21 protein-coding genes are annotated in these 21,912 nt (G+C 72.3%); 4 read left to right on the top strand and 17 right to left on the bottom strand.

Annotation, left to right across the window (positions count from 1 at the left end):
* Positions 1-39: 39 nt before the first annotated feature.
* Complete coding sequence (locus ACFP1K_RS08890) at positions 40-519, bottom strand: DUF6194 family protein (protein WP_380748925.1); 480 nt, start codon at positions 517-519, stop codon at positions 40-42.
* Positions 520-873: 354 nt separating this feature from the next.
* On the opposite strand from ACFP1K_RS08890, the gene ACFP1K_RS08885 reads away from it, so the two are divergent.
* Positions 874-1,572, top strand: coding sequence for a DUF4386 domain-containing protein (locus ACFP1K_RS08885; protein WP_380748923.1), 699 nt, complete (start codon positions 874-876; stop codon positions 1,570-1,572).
* Positions 1,573-1,630: 58 nt separating this feature from the next.
* Here ACFP1K_RS08885 and ACFP1K_RS08880 read toward each other — a convergent pair whose 3' ends face one another.
* The 8 genes from ACFP1K_RS08880 to ACFP1K_RS08845 all read right to left on the bottom strand — a co-directional run bounded on the left by ACFP1K_RS08880 (position 1,631) and on the right by ACFP1K_RS08845 (position 10,649).
* Complete coding sequence (locus ACFP1K_RS08880; protein WP_380748921.1) at positions 1,631-3,271, bottom strand: hypothetical protein; 1,641 nt, start codon at positions 3,269-3,271, stop codon at positions 1,631-1,633.
* 21 nt (positions 3,272-3,292) lie between these two features.
* Entirely contained in the window at positions 3,293-4,765 is a 1,473-nt protein-coding gene (locus tag ACFP1K_RS08875; RefSeq protein WP_380748919.1) for an FGGY-family carbohydrate kinase, read from the bottom strand.
* A complete protein-coding gene (locus tag ACFP1K_RS08870) occupies positions 4,762-5,766 on the bottom strand; it encodes a LacI family DNA-binding transcriptional regulator (RefSeq protein ID WP_380748917.1) in 1,005 nt (334 codons plus the stop codon). Before ACFP1K_RS08870 ends, ACFP1K_RS08875 begins: the two co-directional genes overlap by 4 nt.
* Positions 5,763-6,413 carry a hypothetical protein gene (locus ACFP1K_RS08865; protein ID WP_380748915.1) on the bottom strand — a complete coding sequence of 217 codons (651 nt, stop codon included), beginning with the start codon at positions 6,411-6,413 and terminating at the stop codon, positions 5,763-5,765. The genes ACFP1K_RS08870 and ACFP1K_RS08865 overlap by 4 nt, the downstream gene beginning before the upstream one ends.
* Positions 6,410-7,261, bottom strand: a complete 852-nt coding sequence (locus tag ACFP1K_RS08860) for a carbohydrate ABC transporter permease (RefSeq protein WP_380748913.1) — start codon at positions 7,259-7,261, stop codon at positions 6,410-6,412. Before ACFP1K_RS08860 ends, ACFP1K_RS08865 begins: the two co-directional genes overlap by 4 nt.
* Positions 7,258-8,205: a carbohydrate ABC transporter permease gene (locus ACFP1K_RS08855; RefSeq protein WP_380748911.1), complete on the bottom strand. Its 948-nt coding sequence runs from the start codon at positions 8,203-8,205 to the stop codon at positions 7,258-7,260. The genes ACFP1K_RS08860 and ACFP1K_RS08855 overlap by 4 nt, the downstream gene beginning before the upstream one ends.
* A gap of 8 nt (positions 8,206-8,213) precedes the next feature.
* Complete coding sequence (locus tag ACFP1K_RS08850) at positions 8,214-9,533, bottom strand: ABC transporter substrate-binding protein (protein WP_380748909.1); 1,320 nt, start codon at positions 9,531-9,533, stop codon at positions 8,214-8,216.
* A 129-nt stretch (positions 9,534-9,662) separates the two neighbouring features.
* Positions 9,663-10,649: a LacI family DNA-binding transcriptional regulator gene (locus ACFP1K_RS08845; protein ID WP_380748907.1), complete on the bottom strand. Its 987-nt coding sequence runs from the start codon at positions 10,647-10,649 to the stop codon at positions 9,663-9,665.
* A gap of 167 nt (positions 10,650-10,816) precedes the next feature.
* Between ACFP1K_RS08845 and ACFP1K_RS08840 the strand changes: the two genes are divergently transcribed.
* Positions 10,817-13,294, top strand: a complete 2,478-nt coding sequence (locus ACFP1K_RS08840; protein ID WP_380748904.1) for a GH116 family glycosyl hydrolase — start codon at positions 10,817-10,819, stop codon at positions 13,292-13,294.
* A gap of 16 nt (positions 13,295-13,310) precedes the next feature.
* Here the strand turns inward: ACFP1K_RS08840 and ACFP1K_RS08835 are convergent, their stop codons facing one another.
* Both ACFP1K_RS08835 and ACFP1K_RS08830 read right to left on the bottom strand, forming a co-directional pair.
* Positions 13,311-13,664, bottom strand: coding sequence for a DUF488 domain-containing protein (locus ACFP1K_RS08835; RefSeq protein ID WP_380748899.1), 354 nt, complete (start codon positions 13,662-13,664; stop codon positions 13,311-13,313).
* A gap of 4 nt (positions 13,665-13,668) precedes the next feature.
* Positions 13,669-14,397 (bottom strand): haloacid dehalogenase type II, encoded by a 729-nt coding sequence (locus tag ACFP1K_RS08830; RefSeq protein ID WP_380748896.1) that lies wholly within the window; start codon positions 14,395-14,397, stop codon positions 13,669-13,671.
* Positions 14,398-14,524: 127 nt separating this feature from the next.
* On the opposite strand from ACFP1K_RS08830, the gene ACFP1K_RS08825 reads away from it, so the two are divergent.
* Positions 14,525-15,274 carry an ArsR/SmtB family transcription factor gene (locus tag ACFP1K_RS08825; RefSeq protein WP_380748894.1) on the top strand — a complete coding sequence of 250 codons (750 nt, stop codon included), beginning with the start codon at positions 14,525-14,527 and terminating at the stop codon, positions 15,272-15,274.
* 10 nt (positions 15,275-15,284) lie between these two features.
* Here the strand turns inward: ACFP1K_RS08825 and ACFP1K_RS08820 are convergent, their stop codons facing one another.
* The 3 genes from ACFP1K_RS08820 to ACFP1K_RS08810 are packed head-to-tail and all read right to left on the bottom strand — an operon-like array spanning position 15,285 to position 18,413.
* A complete protein-coding gene (locus ACFP1K_RS08820; RefSeq protein ID WP_380748892.1) occupies positions 15,285-16,292 on the bottom strand; it encodes an alcohol dehydrogenase catalytic domain-containing protein in 1,008 nt (335 codons plus the stop codon).
* On the bottom strand, positions 16,292-17,197 hold the full coding sequence (locus ACFP1K_RS08815; RefSeq protein ID WP_380748890.1) for an SMP-30/gluconolactonase/LRE family protein: 906 nt from the start codon (positions 17,195-17,197) through the stop codon (positions 16,292-16,294). The genes ACFP1K_RS08820 and ACFP1K_RS08815 overlap by 1 nt, the downstream gene beginning before the upstream one ends.
* Positions 17,198-17,246: 49 nt before the next feature.
* Complete coding sequence (locus ACFP1K_RS08810) at positions 17,247-18,413, bottom strand: WD40/YVTN/BNR-like repeat-containing protein (RefSeq protein ID WP_380748888.1); 1,167 nt, start codon at positions 18,411-18,413, stop codon at positions 17,247-17,249.
* Positions 18,414-18,750: 337 nt separating this feature from the next.
* Between ACFP1K_RS08810 and ACFP1K_RS08805 the strand changes: the two genes are divergently transcribed.
* A complete protein-coding gene (locus ACFP1K_RS08805; protein ID WP_380748886.1) occupies positions 18,751-19,101 on the top strand; it encodes a peptidase inhibitor family I36 protein in 351 nt (116 codons plus the stop codon).
* Between the two features lie 88 nt (positions 19,102-19,189).
* Here ACFP1K_RS08805 and ACFP1K_RS08800 read toward each other — a convergent pair whose 3' ends face one another.
* Genes ACFP1K_RS08800 through ACFP1K_RS08790 form a run of 3 tightly spaced genes read right to left on the bottom strand, consistent with a single transcriptional unit; the run spans position 19,190 to position 21,905 of the window.
* Positions 19,190-20,098: an alpha/beta hydrolase gene (locus ACFP1K_RS08800; protein ID WP_380748884.1), complete on the bottom strand. Its 909-nt coding sequence runs from the start codon at positions 20,096-20,098 to the stop codon at positions 19,190-19,192.
* Positions 20,099-20,142: 44 nt separating this feature from the next.
* Positions 20,143-20,736 (bottom strand): response regulator, encoded by a 594-nt coding sequence (locus ACFP1K_RS08795; RefSeq protein WP_380748882.1) that lies wholly within the window; start codon positions 20,734-20,736, stop codon positions 20,143-20,145.
* The gene (locus ACFP1K_RS08790) at positions 20,733-21,905 is read right to left on the bottom strand and encodes a sensor histidine kinase (RefSeq protein ID WP_380748880.1); all 1,173 of its coding nucleotides are present in this window, start codon (positions 21,903-21,905) and stop codon (positions 20,733-20,735) included. The genes ACFP1K_RS08795 and ACFP1K_RS08790 overlap by 4 nt, the downstream gene beginning before the upstream one ends.
* Between the last annotated feature and the right edge of the window lie 7 nt (positions 21,906-21,912).

The raw sequence follows: 21,912 nt of genomic DNA, 5'->3' as shown, positions 1-21,912 counted from the left end.
GATCATGACCGTCCCGCCGGCCCTTCGCCTCGGGCCGGGTCACGAGCCGGCGGGGCGGCGGTGGTGGCGCTTCGCCGCCTGGGTGTGGGCCTGCTGGAGGAGGGCGCGGGCCTGGGGGGTGGTCACGGCCGCGGGGTTGAGGATGGCGATCCAGGACTGGGGTGCGTAGACGGGGTGGGGGAGGATGCGGTCGGTGGCGGTGTAGTCGATGGTGTCGTGGTGCTCGGGGTGGGCGGCCGGGGGGTAGCCGGTCAGTTCGGTGAAGGTCGTGCGGCCCACGGCGATGTTGAGGCGGAAGATTCCTGGGCGGTCGAGGTCGGAGGCGGTGTCGAAGCCGGCGTAGTCCTTCGTGACGATCGTGGCGAAGGGGAGGCGGCGGGCGGCGGGGTCGTCGTCCGGGTCGTAGAAGAAGAAGGTGTCTCCCCAGGCGACCTCGGGGGCTCCGCCGGCCTCGTCGGCGGTCATGGCCGCGGTGCCGGGGAGGGCGGAGACGAAGTCGATGATGTCGTTCTCGGTCACGCGGATCCCTTCGAAGACGGGCTTGACCTGGTGTTCTCCCTTCAAGCATCTCATTCAACTGCTTTGTGAGACTTTTACGCGAGGGAAGGGGCCGCTTCCAGGGGGGCCGTATCGAGAACTCTCAAATAGGGCTTGATCCGAGGGCGGGTGGGGCGGCGGGACTGGGAGCGCCGGAGGCGGGGATTGTCATCGGCCGATCGGCTGACTCCATGCGGGCCGTTGTGGCGATGAGGCGGGGCGGGGCTGGTTGTCAGGATCGGGGCGTGACCACAGAGAGCGCTTCGGTGCCGGAACGGGACGGCTCGTCCGGCGGGCTCTCGGCGGGTCGGACCTCGTCCAATGAAGGGAGTCCCGGTGACGTCGACCAGGAAGACCGCGGTGATCGCGGGTGTGTTCTATTTCATCACCCATGTCGCCTCGATCGCGGCGCTCGTGTTGTACGACCCCGTGCTGAAGGACGCCGGATACGTTCTCGGCGCCGGTGCCGACACGCGGGTGCTCTTGGGGGCGATCCTCGAGGGGATCGTCGTCCTCGCCATCGTCGGTACCGCGGTGACGCTGTTCCCCGTCGTCAAGAAGTACCGCGAGGGGGCGGCACTCGGGTACGCCGGGCTTCGCGTGCTGGAGGCGGCCGTCATCGTGGTCGGGATCGTCAGCCTGCTCGCGGTGGTGACGCTACGGCGGGACCCGGAGGGCGCGGACGCGTCGGCGCTCGTCGTCGCCGGCAAGGCGCTGGTGGCGGTGCACGACTGGACGTTCCTGATGGGGCCGAACTTCGTGCTGGGGACCAGCACCACGTTGCTGGCGTACGTGATGTACGCGTCGGGGCTCGTGCCGCGGTTCATCGGCGTGCTGGGGCTCGTCGGGGGCCCGCTGGTGTTCGGGTCGGCGATCGCGGTGATGTTCGACATGTACGAGCAGGTCTCGGTGCTGGGCGCGGCCACCGCGGTCCCGGTGTTCGCGTGGGAACTGAGCCTGGCGGGGTGGCTCGTCGTCAAGGGGTTCAAGCCGGTGAGGACGGTCGCGGCCGGCAGGGTACGGCTGGGGGTCTGAGCGGGCCGGCGGTGAACGGACCGTGCGGGGGGCTCGCCGCCCCCCGACGACCGTGCCGTCAGGCGATGCCCGCCGTGCCGCACAGGTGCACTTCGACGCCCAGCTCGGCGAAGAGCGCCGCCTTCGCGACGAGTGCCCTGTCCGCCGTCTCCGCGTCGGGGGCGTAGGCGACGTTGAGGTGGTTGGCCTTGTGGCGGGCCATGAACTGGTCGCGGGTCACGCCGTGCAGGACGGCGTGCATGATCGGCCAGGCGGGGGTGGTGGCGTTGGAACGACGGTCGGTCTCCTCGGCGGGGAGGGACACGGCCGAGGCGCGGCCGAGGTCGGCGTGCAGGGCGCCGTCCTGGACGAAGACGCGGCTCCAGACGATCTCGCCGGGCTTGCAGACGCCCTTGATGGTGGAGCCGCCGAGGGGGAAGTAGACCGGGTCCTGGCGCCAGCCGACGGCGTCGGCGTAGCCGCGCGCGAAGTGGGACGGCGGGACGGAGCCGGAGATCTCGAAGACCCAGACGAAGCTGCCGTCGTACTCCTCGCCCCAGCGGACGTCGTGCAGGGTGGTGGCCGGGTCCAGGCCCATGGCCGTCCACAGGCGGTTGGTCACCAGGGCGTCGACGGCGACACCCTCGTCGGCCTCGTTGAAGTGCGGCAGGGGCCGCCCCTCCCACAGCACCCGGGACCCGTCGCGGGAGGTGACCGGGGGGCGGTCGGCGTTGTTGAGGATGCCCTCGGCGAGGTCGGAGGCCGGGGACAGGTCCTTCAGGCCCTGCTGGTACTGGATGCCGACGGCGTCCAGGCCGAAGTCGTCGCTGATGCGCAGGGCCGCGACGTACATCTTGTACTGCCAGCGCAGCTGCGCCGCGGTGAGCTCGGTGGCCTCGTCGACGCCGAGGCGGAACGTCATGCCCCTGGCGACCAGCCAGTCGCCGACGGCGTCCGCCTCCTCGTCGGAGACGGTCAGCATCTCGGCCCACAGGGCGCTCTGCGAGAGCCGCTCCTTGTAGATGCCGATGGGGTTGAGCAGCTCGTCGTCGATGATCGCGTTGTACATGCCCATGCAGCCCTCGTCGAAGACCCCGATGATGGCCTTGTCGGCGAGGAGCTGCCGGGCCAGCGCGTGGCCGAGCTCGCGTTCGGAGCTTTCGGGCAGCTCGGGCAGGTCCCGCACGTGCGACTGGTCGTGGACGATGGTGCCGGTGTCCACCCAGCTCTTGATGCCCGCCTTGAACCAGTCGTCGGTGAAGTCGACGCTCCAGATGGTCGAGTACGCGACCCCCATCTTGGCCATCCCCGCGTTGAGGCCGAGCAGGCCGACCAGCCCCGGCCAGTCCCCCGCGAAGTTCGCCACGGTGAGGATGGGGCCGCGGTGGGTGCGCAGCCCGGCGAGGACATGGTGGCTGTACTGCCAGACGGCCTCGGCGACGATCAGCGGCGCGTCGGCGGGGATGCCCTTGAAGACCTCCAGGCCCATGCGCTGGCTGGAGATGAACCCGTGGCCGGTGGCGGGGTCCAGCGGGTGGGCCCGCACCACCGTCCAGCCGAGCTCGGCGAAGGCGGCGGTGACGTCGGCCTCCATCTTCACCTGGGTGGGCCAGCCGGCGAGGTTGGCCGCGGGCCGCAGGTCTCCGCTCGCGATGAGGTAGGCGGTCCGGGGCGGGGCGGCCGGGCGGCTCGGCGGGGCGGGGAACGCGTAGCCGGTCATGAGTGAGTCCTTTCGCGAAGGTCAGGCGAGGGCCCGTTGCCGGGCGGCGAGGGTGTGGGAGATGGTCCGGGTGGCCGGGTAGAGCTCGCGGTACAGCGCGTAGAGCTCGTCGTAGGCCGGTCGCGGCGCGGCGTCGGGGGTGACGGTCCGCGCCGGGGGGTTCCAGGCGGTGATGTCGGCCGCGACGGTCGTGCGCGCCGCGAGGAACGCGGCGCCGTACGACGCCCCGATCGTCGTGGCCGGGACGACCTGGGGCAGGCCGGTGACGTCGCTGACGACGCGTGTCCACAGCCCGCCGCGGGTGCCGCCGCCGACCGCCACGACGCGCCGGACGTCCGCGCCGGCGGCGCGCAGCGCCTCGATGTTGTGCCGCACGCCGAGGGCGGTCGCCTCCAGCGCGGCGCGGTAGAGGTCGCCCCGGGTGTGGCTGAGCGTCAGCCCGGCGATGACGCCCCGGGCGTCGGGGTCCTGGATCGGCGTGCGCTCGCCCGCGAAGTACGGCAGGACGAGCAGGCCGTTCGCCCCCGGCCCGGACGCCTCGGCCTCGGCGAGCAGGGTGGAGTAGTCCGGCGCGCCGGAGAGGTCGCGCAGCCAGCCCGTGAGGGCACCCGACGTCGCCATGCCGCCCGCGAGGTTGTGCGAGCCGCGGTACGTGCCGACCGTGCCCCACATCGACGGCGTGCGCAGCGGCCGTTCGACGGTGGCGACGAGGAACATGGTCGTGCCGTACATCAGCATGAGGTCGCCCGGGTTCTGCGCGTCGACGCTCACGGCCTCGGTCCACGCGTCGATCGAGCCGGTGACGACGGGGGTGCCCGCGGGGATGCCCGCGAGCGGCTCCCGGGTCGTGCCGGCGATCTCGTCGGACCAGGCCGGCTGCGGGAGCTCCAGCCCTGGCGCGACGTGGTCCGCCCAGGGCCGGTACCAGCCGAGTGCCTCGATGTCGTACATAGGCGTGCACTGGCTCGCCGAGTGGTGGTCGAGGGTGTAGGCGCCGGTGAGGCGGTGGACGAGCCACGACGCGGGCATGAACAGGCGGCGAGCGCGGTGCCAGACGTCCGGTTCGTTCTCGGCGACCCACCTGAGCTTCGGCCCGGCGGCCTGCGAGGACAGGACCGAGCCGCAGCGGGCGAGGATCGCCTCGTCGCCGCCCAGTTCGGCGGTGAGGTCGGTGATCTGCTTCGCCGCGCGGGTGTCGACGCCGTAGAGGATCGCGGGGCGCAGGGGTGTGCCGTCCTCGTCGGTCAGCAGGACGCAGGGGCCCATGCCGCTCACGCCCACCGCCGCGACGTCGGCGCCCGTGGTCAGCTCGGCGGCGAGGTCGCGGAACTCGGCCCACCACAGCTCGCCGTCCATCTCGACGTGGCCGGGACGCGGGCGGGCGGCCTCGTGCTCGCGCACGGCGGACGCCAGCACGCGGCCCGCGGCGTCGACCAGCACGCCTTTGCTGCTGGAGGTGCCGATGTCGACGCCGAGGAAAACCTTTCCGGTCACTGCCTCTCCCTGGAGATCCGTTCGGTGCGCAGCACCACCGTGCGCGCCGGGCCGTCGTCGCCGGCGATGCGGTCGAGCAGCAGGGCCGCGGCGGCCTCGCCGAGCCCCCGCGCGGGGAGGTCGACGACGCGGATGCCCTGCCGCTCGAAGGCGGCGAACGGCAGGTCGCCGAAGACCGCGAGGCCGAACTCCGGCGGGGTGAGCCCGGCGTCGTGCAGCGCGTCGAGCGCTCCGGCGGCCATCAGGTTGTTGGCGACGAACGCGGCGTCCGGCGGCTCGGGCAGCGCGAGCAGCTCCGCCATCGAGGCGCGGCCGCCGTCGACGCGGTAGTCGGCGTAGCGCAGCAGCTCGTCGCCGCCCGCGCCGTGGCGGTCACGGCTGGCCTGCCGCCATCCCTCCATGCGCAGCTGGGCGGTCTCGACCGAGCTGGGGCCGGTGATGCACGCCACCCGGGTGAAGCCCGCGGCGAACAGCGACTCGGCCGCCGACAGTCCTCCGGTGCGGTTGTCGACGGTGACGGCGTCCACGCCGGGCCGGTTCAGGCTCCGGTCGACGGCGACGACGGGGCGTTTGTGCGCGACGAGACGGCTCACGTCGCTGGCGTCGCCCGCCGGGGCCAGGATGACGCCGGCCATGTGCTCGGCGAGCGCGATGCCGATGTACCGCGACTCGCGGGCGGGGTCGTCGTCGGTGTTGCACAGCACGACCGAGTAGCCGCCGGCCCGGGCCCTGTTCTCCACGCCGCGGGCGAGCGCGGTGAAGAACGGGTTCTCGATGTCCGGGATGATCAGCGCGATCACCTCCGAGTACTGGCGGCGCAGCCGCCGGGCGGTCCGGTTGGGGGTGAAGGCCAGCTCCTCGGCCGCGGCGCGCACGAGACGTTCGGACTCCGCCGAGACCCGGGCGCCGTTCAGCACACGGCTCACGGTCGCCGGAGAGACTCCGGCCCGGGCGGCCACCTGGTAGATCGTCACGTTCGCGCCGGTGGCGCCGTCGCTCATGCGCGGCCTTGCAGTGCGTCGATCTCGTCGAGCAGCCCGAGCGTCTGCGACGCCGTGACGGCGAGCAGCAGGGGGACCGCCACGGCCGCCAGGACCCCGGTGGACGCCGCGACCGCGAAACCGCCGAGGCAGCCCAGGGCGACGAGCGTGAGTGCCCAGCTCGGGCGGAACGCGACGAGGATCGCCCCGCCCCGCAAGGCCGCCAGGCCCCGCCGGTCGCGCAGCGCGCCGTAGGCGAGGGCGTACGGGAAGACGAGCAGCAGCCCGGCGCACCCGGCGGCGCCTCCCACCTCGGCGGCGCCGCCCGCGGCCAGGGCGAGCGCGGCGAGCGACACGCCGCCCGCGAGCAGCGCGGCGAGCACCGGGTCGATCCGGCGCAGCGCCGCGAGCCGCGGGCCGTCGCCGCGGGCCGTCGCGGCGGCGAACCGGGCGAGGCCGGTCAGCGCGAGCGATGGGGGCACGGTCGCGGCGGCGATGATCGCGACCGGGGCCGCGACGACGATCGCCACCGTGAGCGGGACCGCCGTGGCCAGGAAGAACGCCCCCGCTGCGGCGCTGCGGGGCAGTTCGCGCCAGCACACGCGCACGCCGCGCCAGACCAGCCACGGCAGCGTCGCGGCGGCGGTGCGCGTACCGGACCGCGTCAAAGCTTCAGCCCGCTGGAGGCGATGGACTGCACGATGTAGCGCTGCGCCGCGACGAACACGATCAGGACCGGGACGATGGCCATCGCGATGCCCGCCGCGATGGTGCCGAGCGACCCGGTGGAGAAGCGGCCCGCCAGCAGCACCAGGCCGACCGGGAGCGTCTGGCGTTCGGTGTCGCTGATCATCACCAGGGGAAGCAGCAGGTCGTTCCACCAGTAGGTGAAGCACAGGATGCCGAGCGTCGCGAGCGACGGCCCCGACAGCGGCAGGATGATGCGGGCGAACGTGTGCAATTGACCGGCGCCGTCGATCCTGGCGGCCTCCTCCAGCTCGCGCGGCAGCGTCATGAAGTGCTGCCGCAGCAGGAAGATGCCGAACGCGCTGAAGATCCCGGGGAGGATGAGCGCCCACAGCGTGTTGGTGAGGCCGATCTTCGACATGACCAGGAAGAGCGGGACGATCGTCACCTGGATCGGGATCATGAGTGACCCGATGACCACGGCGAACAGCGCGTCCTTGCCCCGGAACCGCAGCCGCGCGAAGGCGTAACCGGCCGTCGAGCAGGTGATGAGCTGGGCGACGGTGATGACGGTCGACACGATGATCGAGTTGAGGAAGAACCGGTAGTAGGGCACCTGCTCGGTGACGAGGCCGAAGTTGCGCACCGTGAGGTTCCCGAGGTCCAGGGACGGCGGCAGCCGGTACAGCTCGGCGTCCGAGCCGGAGAAGGCGCCCCGGAAGATCCACAGGAACGGCGCGGTGATGGCGAGGGCCGCGACGGCGAGGATCAGGAAGGTCAGGGCACGGGTCAGCAGGTGCCCCGGGCGGGAGGTCGTCGTGGTGGTCATGTGTAGAACGTCCATCTGCGGGAGAACCAGAACTGGATGGCGGTCAGCACGACGAGGACGAGCGCGAAGGTGATGCCGATCGCGGAGGCGTATCCGAGGTCGAAGTCCCCGAACGCGCGGTCGTAGAGGTACTCCACGATCGTGCGGCTGGAGTCCCCCGGGCCGCCCTGGGTGAGCACGCGCGGCTCGGCGAAGATCTGGAAGGAGTTGATGGTGTTGATCACGACGAGGAAGAAGATGGTCGGGGAGAGCAGCGGGAAGGTGATCCGCCAGAACCTCGTCCAGGCGTTCGCGCCGTCCACGATGGCCGCCTCGCGCAGCTGGTCCGGGATGGACTGCAGGCCGGCGATGTAGACGAGGATCGAGAACCCGATCGTCTTCCAGGAGTTGACGATGATCACGGACACCGGGGCGAAGGCCGAGGAGCCGAGCCAGTCGATCCGGTCGACGTGGACCAGACCGAGCAGGTAGTTGACCAGGCCGAGGTCCTTGTTGAGCAGGAAGCGCCAGATCAGGGCGACCGCGGAGGCCGACACCACGAACGGGAAGAGGAACGACAGCCGGAAGAACCCGCGCAGCCAGCGGGGCATCCGCGCCTCCAGGAGCACCGCGAGCAGGAGTCCCGCGACGACGTTGACGGCGAGGATCGCGAGCGCCATGTAGGTCGTCGAGCCGTACACGCCGAGCAGCCGCCCGTCGTGCAGGAGCCGGTCGAAGTTGTCGAGGCCGACGAACTCGCCGTCGCTGAGCAGGTTCCAGTCGTAGAAGCTCAGCACGAGCACGCCGACCGTCGGGGCGAGGACGAAGACGAGGAACGTGATGATCGCCGGGGTGAGGAACGCGAGCGCGGCCGCCCCGTCGCCCCGGCGGCGCGGGGCCGGTGGCCCGGGGTCGGCGACCGCGTGGTCGCCGGCCCCGGGCAGCGGCGTGCTACTGGTGGTCATGGTCCGCCTTAGCAGGTGACGATGCCGCTCAGCTCACTCTGCAGGCTCTTGAGGCCGTCGGGGACGGACGTCTCCGACGCGAAGATCTGCTGCAGGTGGCGGAGGACGGTCGACTCGAACGTGCTGTACTTCGCCGGTGCGGGGTACGGCACGAGGGTCGGGTACTTGTCGATGCTGTTGTAGAACAGGTCGGAGTTGGCGGGGGGTACACCGACCTTGGAGATCGTCTCTGCCACCGAGCGGCGGGACGGGATGGAGTCGCCGGGCTTGTCGGGCGTGCCGACGTACTGCTTCTCGATCTCGTCGCTCACGGTGAACTTCTGGTATTCCCAGGCGAGGTCCGGGTTCTGCGAAGACTTGAGGATCGGGTACCCGGCGCCGCCGAACACCGTCTTGTAGGTGTCGCCCTTAGGGTAGAGCTGGATGTCGAACGCCGTGAATCCGGCCGGGACGAAGGTGCCGATCGGCCACCGGCCGGCGCCGAACATCGCGACCTGCCCGTTCTGGAACCTCGTGAAGACGTCGCTCATCGGCATGGGCGCCGGGGCGGTCCCCTCGTCGATCATGTCCTTGAGGAACGTGACGGCCTTGGTGACCTGGGGTGTGTCGGCCGTGGCCGCGCACACGTCGTCGCTGGTGAGGTTGCCGCCGGCGTTGGCGACCCAGGGCATGATCCCGGGGAAGATCTCGTTGCTGGCCCAGGTGAAGCCGTACTGGTCGGGCTTGCCGTCGCCGTCGGTGTCCTTGGTGAGCTTCTTGGCGATGGCCTTGAAGTCGTCCCAGGTCCAGTCGGCGGCCGGCGGGTCGATGCCGGCCTTCTTGAAGACGTCGGTGTTGTAGTAGACGACCATGTCGTTCCAGCCGTACGTCAGCGTGACGATGTCGCCCTTGACGGTGAAGCCGTCGATGAGGCCCTGGGCGATGTCGCCGGTGATCGCCTTCGCCGCGGGGTCCTTGTCGAGGTACGCGTTGATCGGCTGGACGAGCTTGTTGGCGTGGACGAACTGGGCGCCCTCCCCGGAGATGACCATGAGGTCGGGGTGCTTGCCGGAGGCGATGAGGGTCGCGACGTTCGCGTAGTAGGTGCCCCAGTTCTCCCCGGTGACCGGGGTCAGGGTGACCTTCACGTCGGAGTGCGCCTTCATGAAGGCGTCGGCCGTGGCCTTGTTGCCGCTCTCGGCGGCGGGGCCGTAGTTCCAGTAGACGATGTCGAGAGACTTGCCGCCGGAGGACGACGGAGCCGAGCTGCCAGAGCAACCCGCAAGGGCGGTCACCGCCAGCACGGCGGTCGCGCAGGCCAGCGCGACCTTGCGGTTGGGGACGTTCATAGGCCTGCATCCCTCTCAATAGGGCTGTGGGGTGCGCCACAGTGAAGTCCAAGAAATCGATTTCGTCAATAGTCGCAACCCGGCCGTTACGTTCCGCCTCTGATCAGGGAAGCGCCGTGATGGCATCGATTACAGAGATAAGTCCTCGTCAGGCCTGCTGACCTCGGCGCGCAGCACGACGGTGCGCAGCGGCTGGGTGTCGCCCGCGATGCGTTCGAGCAGCATGGACGCGGCGGTCCTGCCGAGATGCCGCGCCGGGAGGCGCACCTGGACCACGGTCGCGGGGGCCAGCGCCATGAAGGGCAGCTCGCCGACGGCGGCCACGCCGAACGTCTCCGGCGCGATGCCGGCCTCCACCAGGGCGCGCAGCGCGCCGATGGCCATGAGGTTGTTGGTGGTCACGACGGCGTCCGGCGGGGTGTCGAGCGCGAGCAGGGCCCGCATCGCCGCGTGCCCGCCGTCCACCCGGAAGTTCGCGTGCCGAAGGTAGCCCTCGTGCACGCCGGCGCCGCGCGCGGCGACGACCTGGCGCCAGCCGAGGAAGCGGTCCTCGGTGGTCTCGATCCCGGCGGGACCGGCGATGCAGGCGATCCTGCGGTACCCGGCGTCGAGCAGGGCGGTGGTCGCGGCGATGCCCGCGGCGCGGTTGTCGATCTTGACGGCGTCCACCGGGTACGGCGTGGTGCGGTCGACCGCCACCACCGGGCGGCCGAGCGACACGATCGCGCCGAGGTCCACCTCGTCCGAGGCCGGGGACAGGATGACGCCCGCCATCTGCTCGGACGCGGCGATCTCCAGGTAGCGCAGCTCCTTGCCGGGGTCGTCGTCGGTGTTGCAGAGCACCACCGAGAAGCCCGACTCCTGGGCGCGGTCCTCGACCCCGCGGGCGAGCGCGGTGTAGAAGGGGTTCTCGATGTCGGGGATGAGCAGGGCGATGACCTCCGAGCTCTGCTTGCGCAGGCGGCGGGCCGTCTTGTTCGGGGTGAAGGCCAGCCGCGCGGCGGCGTCGCGGACGAGGCGCTGCTTCTCCTCCGAGACCGTTTGCCCGTTGAAGACGCGCGAGACGGTCGCGGGCGACACCCCGGCGAGCGCCGCTACCTCGTAGATCGTGGCCATGACGCCTGACTTTACCGGGCCCCGGTGAACGGGCCCCGGGGTCGCGTCCGCGCTTGACACCTCCCGTGACCTCGGTCTAGCTTGTGTGAAATCGATTTCATGATCAAGATCCGCCGGGGCGGCACACGACCCGGGCCCGGGTATCACTCCACGAAGGGAAGGCGCCGGTGAGGCGGTACACCGGAGAGGCGCGACGCGCGGTCGCGTTTCCGCTCGGCGGTTTCGGCACCGGACACGTGGCTCTCGGCGGCGACGGCGCGCTGCGCCAGTGGCAGCTGTCCGGGGTGGCCAACCACCGCGGCTTCCTGCCCGACAGCTTCTTCGCGCTGCGGGTCTCCTCGACCGAGCCGCCCGGCGACGTCGTCCGGCTGCTGCGCTCGGCGCCGCTTCCGCCACACGAACGTCCCGCGCCGAACGTCTCCGACGCCGAGGTGCCCGACGCCGGCAGGCTGCCGTCCTGGCCCACGGTGACCGGCACCGAGTTCCGCGCCGCCTACCCCTTCGCCGAGGTGACCTACACCGACGACGAGCTCCCGGTCGCCGTGTCGCTCTCGGCGTTCACCCCGTTCGTCCCCCTCGACCCGGACGCCAGCGCGCTGCCCCTGGTGCGGTACCGCTTCACCCTGACCAACACCAGCCCCGAGCTGCGGCACGGCTGGCTGCTCGGCACCCTGCAGAACGCGGTCGGCTGGGACGGCGTCACGCCGATCGACGGCACCCGCGGCGCGGGCTACGGCGGCAACGTCAACCGCCTGCTGCGCCGCCCCGGCCAGACCGGCGTCCTCATGGACCACCCGGGCCTCGCCGAGGACGACCCCGCGTACGGCGAGATGCTGCTGTGGACCGACGGCCCGGCGGCGGCGCTCCCTCGCGCGGTGAGCGCCGAGGCGATGCTGCGCTTCGTCGAGACCGCGAAGCTCGTGACCCCGGTCCAGCTGGGCGACTACAGCGAGGCCGCCCTGCGCGCCGCCGTCGCGGACGGGGTGTCGCCGTTGCGCGCACCGTCCGGTCCGAGCCAGCCCGGCCACACCTGGGACGCCGCCGTCGCGGTCGCGTTCGCGCTGCGCCCCGGCGAGACGACCACCGTCGACGTCGTCCACGCGTGGTGGTTCCCCAACCGGTACGCGGACTTCGACCGGTTCGGCCCGCCGCACCCGTACGGCCCCAGCCGGTTCTGGGTCGGCAACCACTACGCCCGCCGCTTCGGCGGCGCCCTGGACGTCCTCGACGCCTACCTCGCCGGCCGCGAGCACCTCGACACCGCCTCCCGGGCGTGGGCCGACGCGGTCGCGGGCAGCGACCTGCCCGAGCCGCTGCGCGAGGTGATCTCCGCCCAGGGCACCCTGGTGCGCTCGCCGACCCTGTTCCGCACCGCCGACGGGCGCGCCTACGGTTTCGAGGGCGCGCTCGGCGCCTCCACCCGCAACTGGAACGGCGACGTCGGCGGCTCCTGCCCGCTCAACTGCAACCACGTCTTCAACTACGAGCAGGCCCTGGCCCGGCTGTTCCCCGCCCTCGGCCGCGACATGCGCGAGACGGAACTGTCCGTGCAGGCACCCGACGGTTCGGTCCCGCACCGGGTGGTCCTGCCGCTCTACCTGCCGCAACTGCACGACGTGGCGATCGGCGGCCCCGAACGGCCCGCGCTCGACGGCATGCTCGGCGCGGTCCTCAAGACCTACCGCTCGGTCCTCGACGGCGCCGGCCTCGACTGGCTGCGCGAGCACTGGCCCGCGCTGCGCCGCCTCATGGACCACGTCACCACGACCTGGGACACCGGCGGCGACGGAGTGCTCCGGGGCGACCAGCCGGTCACGTACGACATCAGCCTGCACGGCCCGAACATGTTCGTCGGCGGTCTCTGGCTGGCCGCCCTGCGGGCGATGCGCGCGATGGCCGACCTGGTCGAGCCGCCCGCCGCCGAGGCCTACACCAAGCGGTTCGAGATCGCCCGCGACAACTACGACAAGCTCCTGTGGAACGGCGAGTACTACGCCCAGCCCGTGACCGACGAGGCCCACGACTTCGGCCGGGGTTGCCTCTCCGACCAGCTCCTCGGCCAGTGGTGGGCCCACCAGCTGGGCCTCGGCCACATCCTCCCCCCCGACCGCGTCCGCACCGCCCTCACCTCGATCGTCCGCCACAACCTCCGCACCGGCTTCACCCCCCACGACTACCGCGAATTCGCCGACGGCGACGAGACCGGCCTCGTCGTCTGCACCTGGCCCCACGGCGGCCGTCCCGAGATCCCCCTCCGCTACTGCGACGAGGTCTGGACCGGCGTCGAGTACCAGGTAGCGGCCCACTGCCTCCACGAAGGCCTCACCGACGAGGCCATGCGCATCGTCGAGGCCGTCCAGTCCCGCTACGACGGCACCCGCCGCAACCCCTTCAACGAGATCGAGTGCGGCGACCACTACGTGCGAGCCATGTCCGGCTGGTCCCTCCTCACCGCCTACACCGGCTTCACCTACGACGCCCCCACCCACCACCTACGCCTGACCGACCGCCCCGGCCGCTACCCCTTCGTCGCCGGCACCGCCTGGGGCACCGTCACGATCACCCCCGGCACCACACCGACCCTCGCCATCCTCGGCGGCGAACTCCCGCCCGACCTGACCATCGAGCTGACCGAGGTGCCCTGACGAGAGCGGCCCGCGTTCATCGCGAGGCCGAGGTCAGGTACTCGGCCAGTACGGCGGCGTGGTTGACGGTGGTGCTCTTGGCGGCGTAGAGGAGGGTGATCGCCGGGTGGTCCTGGGCGAGTTGGAGGAGTTGGCCGAGGGCGGGGTTGGTGGTGAGTTCGGCGGTGTATCTCTTGGTGAATTCTTCGAAGCGGTCGGGGCGGTGGGCGAACCAGGTGCGGAGGGTGGGGGTGGGGGCGATCTCTTTCAGCCAGAGGTCCAGGGCGGCTTCCTCCTTTGTCATTCCTCGGGGCCATAGGCGGTCTACCAGGACCCGGTAGCCGTCGGCGGGGGACGGGGAGTCGTAGACGCGTTTGATCTGCCAGGGCATGGGGCTAGCGCCAGATTCGGGTGAGGTGGGTGGCGAGGGTGGGGAGGTCGGGGGTGGTGAGGGTGGGCTGGGGGAGGCTGTCGATCTGGAGGGGGGCGTTGCCGGGGCGGGTGATCAGGGTGGCGGTGTAGCCGGCGCTCTGGGCGCCTATGGTGTCCCAGGTGTGGGCGGCGACCATGTGGCAGTTCGTGGTGGGGACGTCCAGTTCCTGGGAGACCATGTGGTAGACCTGCGGGGCGGGTTTGTAGGCGCGGGTGGTCTCGACGGTGAACTGGCGCTCGAAGAAGCGGGACAGGCCGGCGTGTTCGAGAGGGGTCTCGCCTCGGGGGTTGGGGGGTGAGTTGGTGAGGGTGACCATGCGGAAGCCGGCGGACTCCAGGCGGGTCAGGCCCTCCTCCACGTCGGGGTGGGGGGGCATGGTGAGCATGGCCTCCCTGAGCTGCTCCAGGTCGGCGCCGGTCACGCGGACGCCGTGGATGTCGCCGACCATCTTGAGCAGGCCCTGGCCGAGGGTGAAGTAGTTCTCGTAGAGGCCGGACAGGGTGATGGTCATGGAGTACATGATCAGGTGGCCGAGCCACTCGCGCATGACCCGCCCGTCGCCGAAGATCCTCTCGAAGAGGGGGTTCGTCGACTCGAAGTCGATCAGGGTCTCGTTGACGTCGAAGACCAGGACCAGCGGTTCGCCCCCGGCCCACCGGTCGCCGTCCGAGCGCATCCGGGCCCTGGGCATGCCTCTGAGTGCTTCTCTGGCGCGTGTCATCAGTCCCCCTGAGGCGGGCCTACCCGGGGTCCGAGACCGCCACACCAGCAGGGATGCGTCGACGGCGGTCGAAGCGTGGGCGAAATAGCCTGGGCATATGGATACGGTCCGGTTGGGTGGAGACACCGACATAGCGGCGGTGGGGGCGCTGGTCGCCGATCCCGGGCGGTGCCGGATGCTGCTCGCGCTGGCGGACGGGCGGGCGTTGCCCGCGGGGCGGCTGGCGGACGAGGCCGGGGTGAGCGCGGCCACGGGCAGCAGCCATCTGGGGAAGCTGACGGCGGCGGGGCTGCTCGCGGTGGAGGCCAGGGGGCGGCACCGGTACTTCCGGCTGGCGGGGCCCGAGGTGGCGCGACTGATCGAGGCGTTGCAGCAGGTGGCGCCGGTCGCGCCGGTGCGGTCCCTGCGGCAGGGGACGCGGGCGCGGGCGCTGCGGGTGGCGCGGAGCTGTTACGACCATCTCGCGGGGCGGCTCGGGGTGGAGCTCATGGCGTCGATGATCGAACGGGGGCAGCTGAGCGGCGGGGACGGGGGCTTCGATCCGGCGGGACGGGATCTGCCGGTGGGGTACGGGCACGACGTGGGGTACGAGCTCACCGCGGCCGGGCACGAGTTCGTCGCCGGGTTCGGGGTGCGCTTCCCGGCGCGGCGGCCGTTGATCAGGTACTGCGTCGACTGGAGCGAGCAGCGTCATCATCTGGCGGGGGGCCTCGGGCGGGGGCTGCTCGACCGGCTCGTCGAGACGGGGTGGATCCGGCGTGCCGACGCCACCCGCGCCGTCCACGTCACCGAGGCCGGTGAGCGGGGGCTGCGGGACGTGTTCGGCATCCGCCTCGAAGCGCCCTGACCGTACTCACTCAGCGGTGCGGGTCCACGTGGATCTTGGGGCCGCCGCCGGACGGGCGGTGGCCGGACAGGACGGCCGCGGTCTCGGCGAGCGGCACCGTGCCGGCGACGAGGGGACGCGGGTCGACGGTGCCCGCGGCGTACAGGGCGATGGTCTCGGCGAGGGCCCCGGAGCCGCTGAGGACACCGACGGCGGTGACGTCCTTCAGGACGAGGGCACGGGTGTCGGCGAGGCTGGGGCCGCTGGAGAGACCGATGTACACCACCCGGCGGCCGGGCTCGACGAGGTCGGCGGCCAGGGCGGGCAGGCCGGGGGCGTTGGACGCGTCCACCACGGCGTCCCAGCGCAGGGACGGCAGGGTCTCCCGGGTCCACACGTGCGGGAAGCCGGCGGAGCGGGCGAACGCCAGGGACGGCTCGGTGTTCCCGAGGAGGTGCACCTCGGCGCCCTGGGCGGCGGCGATCTGGGCGGCCAGCAGCCCGATGGTGCCGGGGCCGAGGACCAGCAGGCGCTCCCCCTTCTCCAGGGCGGCGCCGCGGACGGCCCGCAGGGCGTTGGCGCCGGGCTCCACCAGGGCGCCGAGCACCGGGTCCACGGAGTCCGGCAGCGAGTGCAGGGCCGTCACGGGGACGGGCAGCCGTTCGGCGAGGGCGCCGGGACGGCCGCCCCGGATGCCGATCTCGTGCCGTTCGGCGCAGACGTGGTGGCGCCCGGCGGCGCACCGGTCGCAGTGCCCGCAGCCGAGCATGGTGTCGCCGGTGACGCGGCGGCCGAGCCACGACGGGTCCACACCCTCGCCGACCGCGCCGACCACCCCGCACCACTCGTGGCCGATCCGCAGGGGGTACAGGGCCTGACCGGTGTGCTGGTACGACATCTCGCCGCCGAACAGCTCGACGTCGGTGCCGCACACCCCCACCCGCTCCACGTCCACGACCACCTCGCCGGGGCGTGCCTCGGGCGGCGGGACGTCCTGGACGCCGCCCCGCGCGGGGCCGGTGATGACGAAGGCACGCACTACGAGGCGCCGGACCAGTAGGCGGGCGGCAGGCCGGTGGTGCCGGTCCCGGCCAGGAAGAGACGGCCGGAGTCGGGGTATTCCGCCAGCTGCTCGGGCGTGAGGCCGAAGGTCGCGGTGGTGATGAGCAGCCGGTCGCCGAGGAAGGCCATGCTGGTGGTGTGCGGCGCGGGCACGTCGACGACGGCGGCCAGGGTGGCGTCCGGGGCGTACCTGCGGACCTGCCCGGCGCCCCAGACGGCGACCCACACGTGGTCCTCGGCGTCCACGCACATGCCGTCGGGCAGCCCGTCGGTGAAGCGGAGCCATTCGCGGCGGGGGCCGGCGGTGCCGGTGGCGGCGTCGTAGGGGCGGGCCCAGATCACGCCGGGAATGCTGTCGATGCTGTACAGGACGGTGCCGTCGGCGCTCCAGGCGAGGCCGTTGGACAGGGTGAGGTCGTCGTCCAGGACGGTGAGCCCTCCGTCCCGCTCGACCCGGACCAGGACCTCGGTGCCGGGGGTGTCCTCCTCGCTCAGGGTCATGCTGCCGACGAGGAAGGCGCCCGCGGGGTCGCACGCGCCGTCGTTGAGGCGCCGGCCGCCGGGCGGGAGGATCACCGGGCCGGAGAGCCGGGCACCCTCGGTGGTCACGGTGAGCAGGGCTTGCGTGCCGGCCACGAGCAGGTCCCCCGCCGGGGAGACGGCGACGGCGCCGGCCGTCTGGTCGACCTTGTGGGAACGGGTGCAGTGGACCTGGTCGCCGTCCAGGCGGCCCTCGTGGACGGTGCCGGCGTCGACGTCGACCCACACGACGCGATCCCGGGTGGGGTCCCAGACCGGGCACTCTCCGAGCGCGAAGACCTCGGTCGACGCGACCACGGCAGGCCATCGGGGGACGGTGTCCATCGCGGTATGAGGGGACATTTTTCACATACTAGGCACCGGATGATCGTCGGGAGAAGCCGGGCCGCCGTCAGCCGCGGCCGCCGAGGGTGAACTCGTGCCAGTTCAGGCCGTCCAGGGAGATTTTGTAGGTGCCCTGCCCCTGGCCGTCGGACCAGAGGTAGCCGACGGGAGGTGTCCAGGTCGCCGTGCCCGAGGGCACGCCGCCGAGGGGGCCCTGGAAGGTCCGGCCGCCGTCGGTGCTGCGGTAGACGCCCAGCTCGGCGTTGATCGTCAGGGTGCCGTCGGCCGTGGCGATGGGGTCGGCGAGGATGGAGAGCGGGTTCCGCCCGGAGCGGTAGGACCAGACGCGCTCCCAGGTGCGGCCCTTGTCGGTGCTGCGGTGGATGGCGCGCAGGCCGTTCTTGACGACCTCCTCCGGCGGGAGCTGGCCGCGTTCCGTCGCGTACAGCGCGGTGCCGGCGTCGACGACGCGCAGGCCCCAGGTGTCCTTGGCGCCGGGACCGGGCACGGGCCGGGTCTGCCAGGTGCGGCCGTCGTCGTAGGTGACGGCCAGGGCGGGGAGCTCGGTGGCGGGATCCAGGCCGGACGCCCAGCGGGCGCCGTCGCGGGTGGTGCCCGCGGTGGAGAGCAGGCCGGTCAGTCCGGGCTGGGTGGCCAGGGCCCTGTACTCGCCGGTGCCGGGCATGACCAGGACGAGGCGGTTACGGCCGCAGGATCCGCTCCGGACGGCGAGGCACTCCGTGGTGAGCATGGCGCCGGGCGGGATGGCCTCGGCGGTGCCGGTCACCTCCGTGGTGCCGCGGGTCCACGTCCTGGCGCCGTCGGCCGTGAACCACGTGCGATCCGGTTCCCGGCCGGTGCCGGCGACGATCAGCGCCTGGCCCGGCGCGAGGGCGTGGATGCCCGCGGTGATGCCGTCGCCGCCGGCGACGTCGGGCAGCGGTGAGCGGCGCAGCCGCCACCTGCCGTCCTCCAGCGCGGCTATGTGCTGGCGGCACCGCAGGTCGTCCCCCTCGCCGTCGCACTCGGCGAGCAGGGCGAACGCGCTCCGCTCACCGGCGAAGGCGACGTACACGGGCCGGCCCGGCAGCTCCGGGGCGGAGGGGACACGCGGCGGGGCCGGCGCCGCCGGGGACGGGACGGCGGGGGGACGCGCGGCTGGCGCCGGGGAGCACGCGGTGAGGACGGCGGCGACGGTGAGTGCGACGGCGGCCGACCTGGTGGTGTCGCGCATGAGACCCCCTGCCCGCGGCGCCGGCGCGGCCCGCTCACCCTCCCTTACAGTTCCCGGCGCCCCGAGGTTCCCGCGTCCGGGTTTAGCGCAAATGATCAGGGGTATCCGCTGACGGTCGCCATGATTTCCCGGTACCACCCGTCAGTGCGTGAGTGCGTCCCCAGCGGCAAGTCCCAGCAGTTCAGCATGGTTCTGCACTTCTTTTCTCCAGCCGGTTCCCCGTGCCATGTCGCGTGGGCCGGTCCCCCGTCACGCCGCGAACAGCGGTGTTTCGTCACGAAGAAAGGAAAGGACATTGCTCGGAATCAGCGTCAACCGCGGTAGTACCATCCGGATCTTGGTATCGCTGTCCACGGCCGCGGTGCTCGGCGGCGCCGTCGCCACCCCCGCCATGGCCGCGAGTGCTCAATCGTTGGCCGGATGCGAGTTCACCCGTACGTTATGCCTGTTCGACCAGGTCTCGTACAACGGCGAGAGGTTCACCGCTCAGTCCCTCAGCCCCACCACCGGCGCCTGCGTCGACCTCGTCTGGCACGGCTGGGGCGGCACGCGCGCCAAGTCCAGCATCAACACCAACAGCCGCGCGGCCACCCTCTACTCCAACACCAACTGCACCGGCGCCTCCAAGGCGCTGACCGGCAGCAACCCCGGCTTCACGTTCTCCGCCGGAAGCGTTTTCGTCTACTGATGACCGTTTGACGCCCTCTCCACCGGCAGGAACCAGATGGCGACGACGTTCCGGCGGCCCGGCCCCGAGGCAGGGCCGCCGGTTTCGTTCAGGGCAGCAGGAGGGGAAGGGCGCGCTCCAGGGACCTGATCCAGTAGGGCCAGGTGTGGGTTCCCGGGCCGTAGAAGTCCTTGGTGAAGGGCACGCCGGCCTTGGCCGCGGCCTCGGCGAAGCTCGTGTTCTGGCGGAGGATGCTCGCCTCCACCCCGTCGTAGGTGGTGGAGGGCTCGTCCAGCGGGCCGGGACTGCCGTCGCCGGTGGAGGCGTACAGGCGGACGCCCTTGAGGTGGGCGACCTGGTCGGCGGGGTTGTGGGCGGACCATTCGGACGGCGGGCCCCATACGTTGCCGGTGTCCTCGCCGTTGCTCCGGAAGAAGGACCGGTAGCCGTTCACGTCCTCGCGGATGTCGAGGACACCGGAGAGGGAGGCGGCGGCCTCGAAGACGCCGGGGTGGCGGGCGGCGTACATGAAGGCGCCGTAGCCGCCCATGGAGTAGCCGACGACGGCGCGGCGGGTGCCCACGCCGTAGCGGGGCTCGACCAGGCCGCGGACCTCGGTCATGTGGAAGGTCTCCCAGCCGGGGCCGTCGAGCCAGTCGGTGTACCAGCCCATCGGGCCGCCCTCGGGGACGATCACGACGGCGTCGAGGCCCGCGGTGAGCTTCGCGACCTCGCCGGTCCTGAGCCAGTCCCAGCCGCCGCCGGCGCAGCAGCTGTGCAGCATGTACAGCGCGCGCCAGCCGGTGGAGCCCTCGGTCCAGCGCGTGGGCTTCATCACCCAGACCGAGCGCCGCTCGCCGGTCGCGGGGGACTCGATGGTGAGCTTGTCGGTCCGCTCGTCCACGGCCTCCTGCGCCACCACCGTGGCCCGTGGCGTGGCCGCCGGGGTGGGAGGACGGGCCGACTGGCAGCCGCACAGCACGACGGTGAGGACGGCCAGGCGTAAGAGGTGCTTCACAGGGAGCTTCCTTCCACACCCCCCGCTCCGGTGTCAACGGCGTCTCAGAGCCAGCCCTTCTCCTGCGCGGCCCGGATGGCGGTGATGCGGTTGGCGGCGCCCAGCTTGGTGATGGCGCTGGAGAGGTAGTTGCGCACGGTGCCCTCGGTGAGGTGGAGGGAGGCGGCGATCTCGGCGACCGAGGCGCCGTCGGCGGCGGAGCGTAACGCGTCGCGCTCGCGGTCGGTCAGCGGGTTGTCGCCCGCCATCATCGCCGAGGCGGTCAGCTCGGGGTCCAGGTACCGGCCCCCGGCGTGCACCTTGCGGATGGCCGTGGCGAGCTCGTCGGCGGGAGCGTCCTTGGGGAGGAAGCCGCGCACGCCCGCCGCCAGGGCGCGGCGCAGGTAGCCGGGACGGCCGAAGCTGGTCAGGATGACGACGGCGCGGCCGGGCAGGGCGTCGGCGGCGGCCAGGCCGTCCATGCCGGGCATCTCGATGTCGAGCACCACCACGTCGGGGTCGTGCACTTCGACCGCGGCGGCCACCGCGTCGCCCCGGGCCACCTGGGCCACCACCTCCAGGTCCGGTTCCAGGCCGAGGAGCGTGGCGATCGCCGCCCGCACCAGGTGCTCGTCGTCGGCCAGCAGGACCCGGATCACGGCGCGTCCCGCAGCGGGACGGCGGCGGACAGCGTGAAGCGGTGGCCGTCCGGGCGGGCCGTCAGCGCGCCGCCGAGGGACGCGACCCGCTCGGCCAGCCCGGCCAGCCCGCTGCCGTCCGCGCCGGACGGCCCGCCGGCCCCGTCGTTGGTCATCTCCAGCACCGCTCTCCCGTCCCGCACGGCGAGGCCGATCCGGCACTCGCCCGCCTTGCTGTGCCGCAGCACGTTGGTCGTCCCCTCCCGCACCACCCAGGCGAGCACGGTGGTGACGTCCTGCGGCAGGCCGTCCGGCACCGGGTCCAGCGCGCAGCGGATCCCGCTCGCCTCCAGGACGGCCCGCACGCTGTGCAGCTCGGCGGCGAGGTCGACCGTGCGGTAGCCGCGGACGGCGCCGCGCATCTCGTGCAGCGACTTGCGGGCCAGGGCGCGCACCTCGGCCATCTCGGCGGCGGCCCGCTCGCCGTCGGTGGTGGCGAGCTTGGTGGCCACCTCGCTCTTGACGGCGATGGCGGAGAGGCTGTGGCCCACCAGGTCGTGCAGGTCGCGGGCGAAACGAAGGCGTTCCTCGGTGACGGCCAGCCTGGCGCGGGCCTGTTCGCCCTCTTCGGCCTCCCGGACGATCTCCCACAGCCACAGCTGGAACCGGTTGGCCCAGGGGATCACCGCGCAGATGGAGCCCAGCGAGATGAGCTCCGGAAGTCCGGGGAGGCCGCCCACGGCCAGCGCCGCGGACGCGACGGTCGCGACCACGCAGATGAGGACGCCGGCGGAGGCGCTGACCCCGAGCACGGCCATGGCCGCCCACACGGGGCCGAGCAGCCCCCAGGTCCACGCCTCGCCGCCCTGGGTCAGCAGCAGCACGACGGTGATCAGCGCGGCGGCGGCGACCTCCACGTGGGCCCGGCGCCCGGCCACGGCGGCCAGCATGGCACGGACGTACAGGACGCTGAAGACGACCAGGCCGGCGACGCCGCCCAGCAGGACCGGGGTGGGCGTCGGGTCTTCCCCCACCGATCCCAGGATGTCCGCGGCGGGCCCGATCCAGGCCATCACCACGCTCCCGGTCAGCGTCCAGAGGGTGACCCGCCGCACCCGCTCGGACCGGGACCGCTTGTGCCGGCGGAACGGCCACAGCCCCATCGCCCGTAACCGCTGATCCATGTTCATCGTGCCC

The sequence above is a fragment of the Sphaerisporangium aureirubrum genome, from assembly GCF_042658925.1.
GTDB lineage: Bacteria > Actinomycetota > Actinomycetes > Streptosporangiales > Streptosporangiaceae > Sphaerisporangium > Sphaerisporangium aureirubrum.
This window is presented reverse-complemented; position numbering and strand designations above follow the sequence as displayed.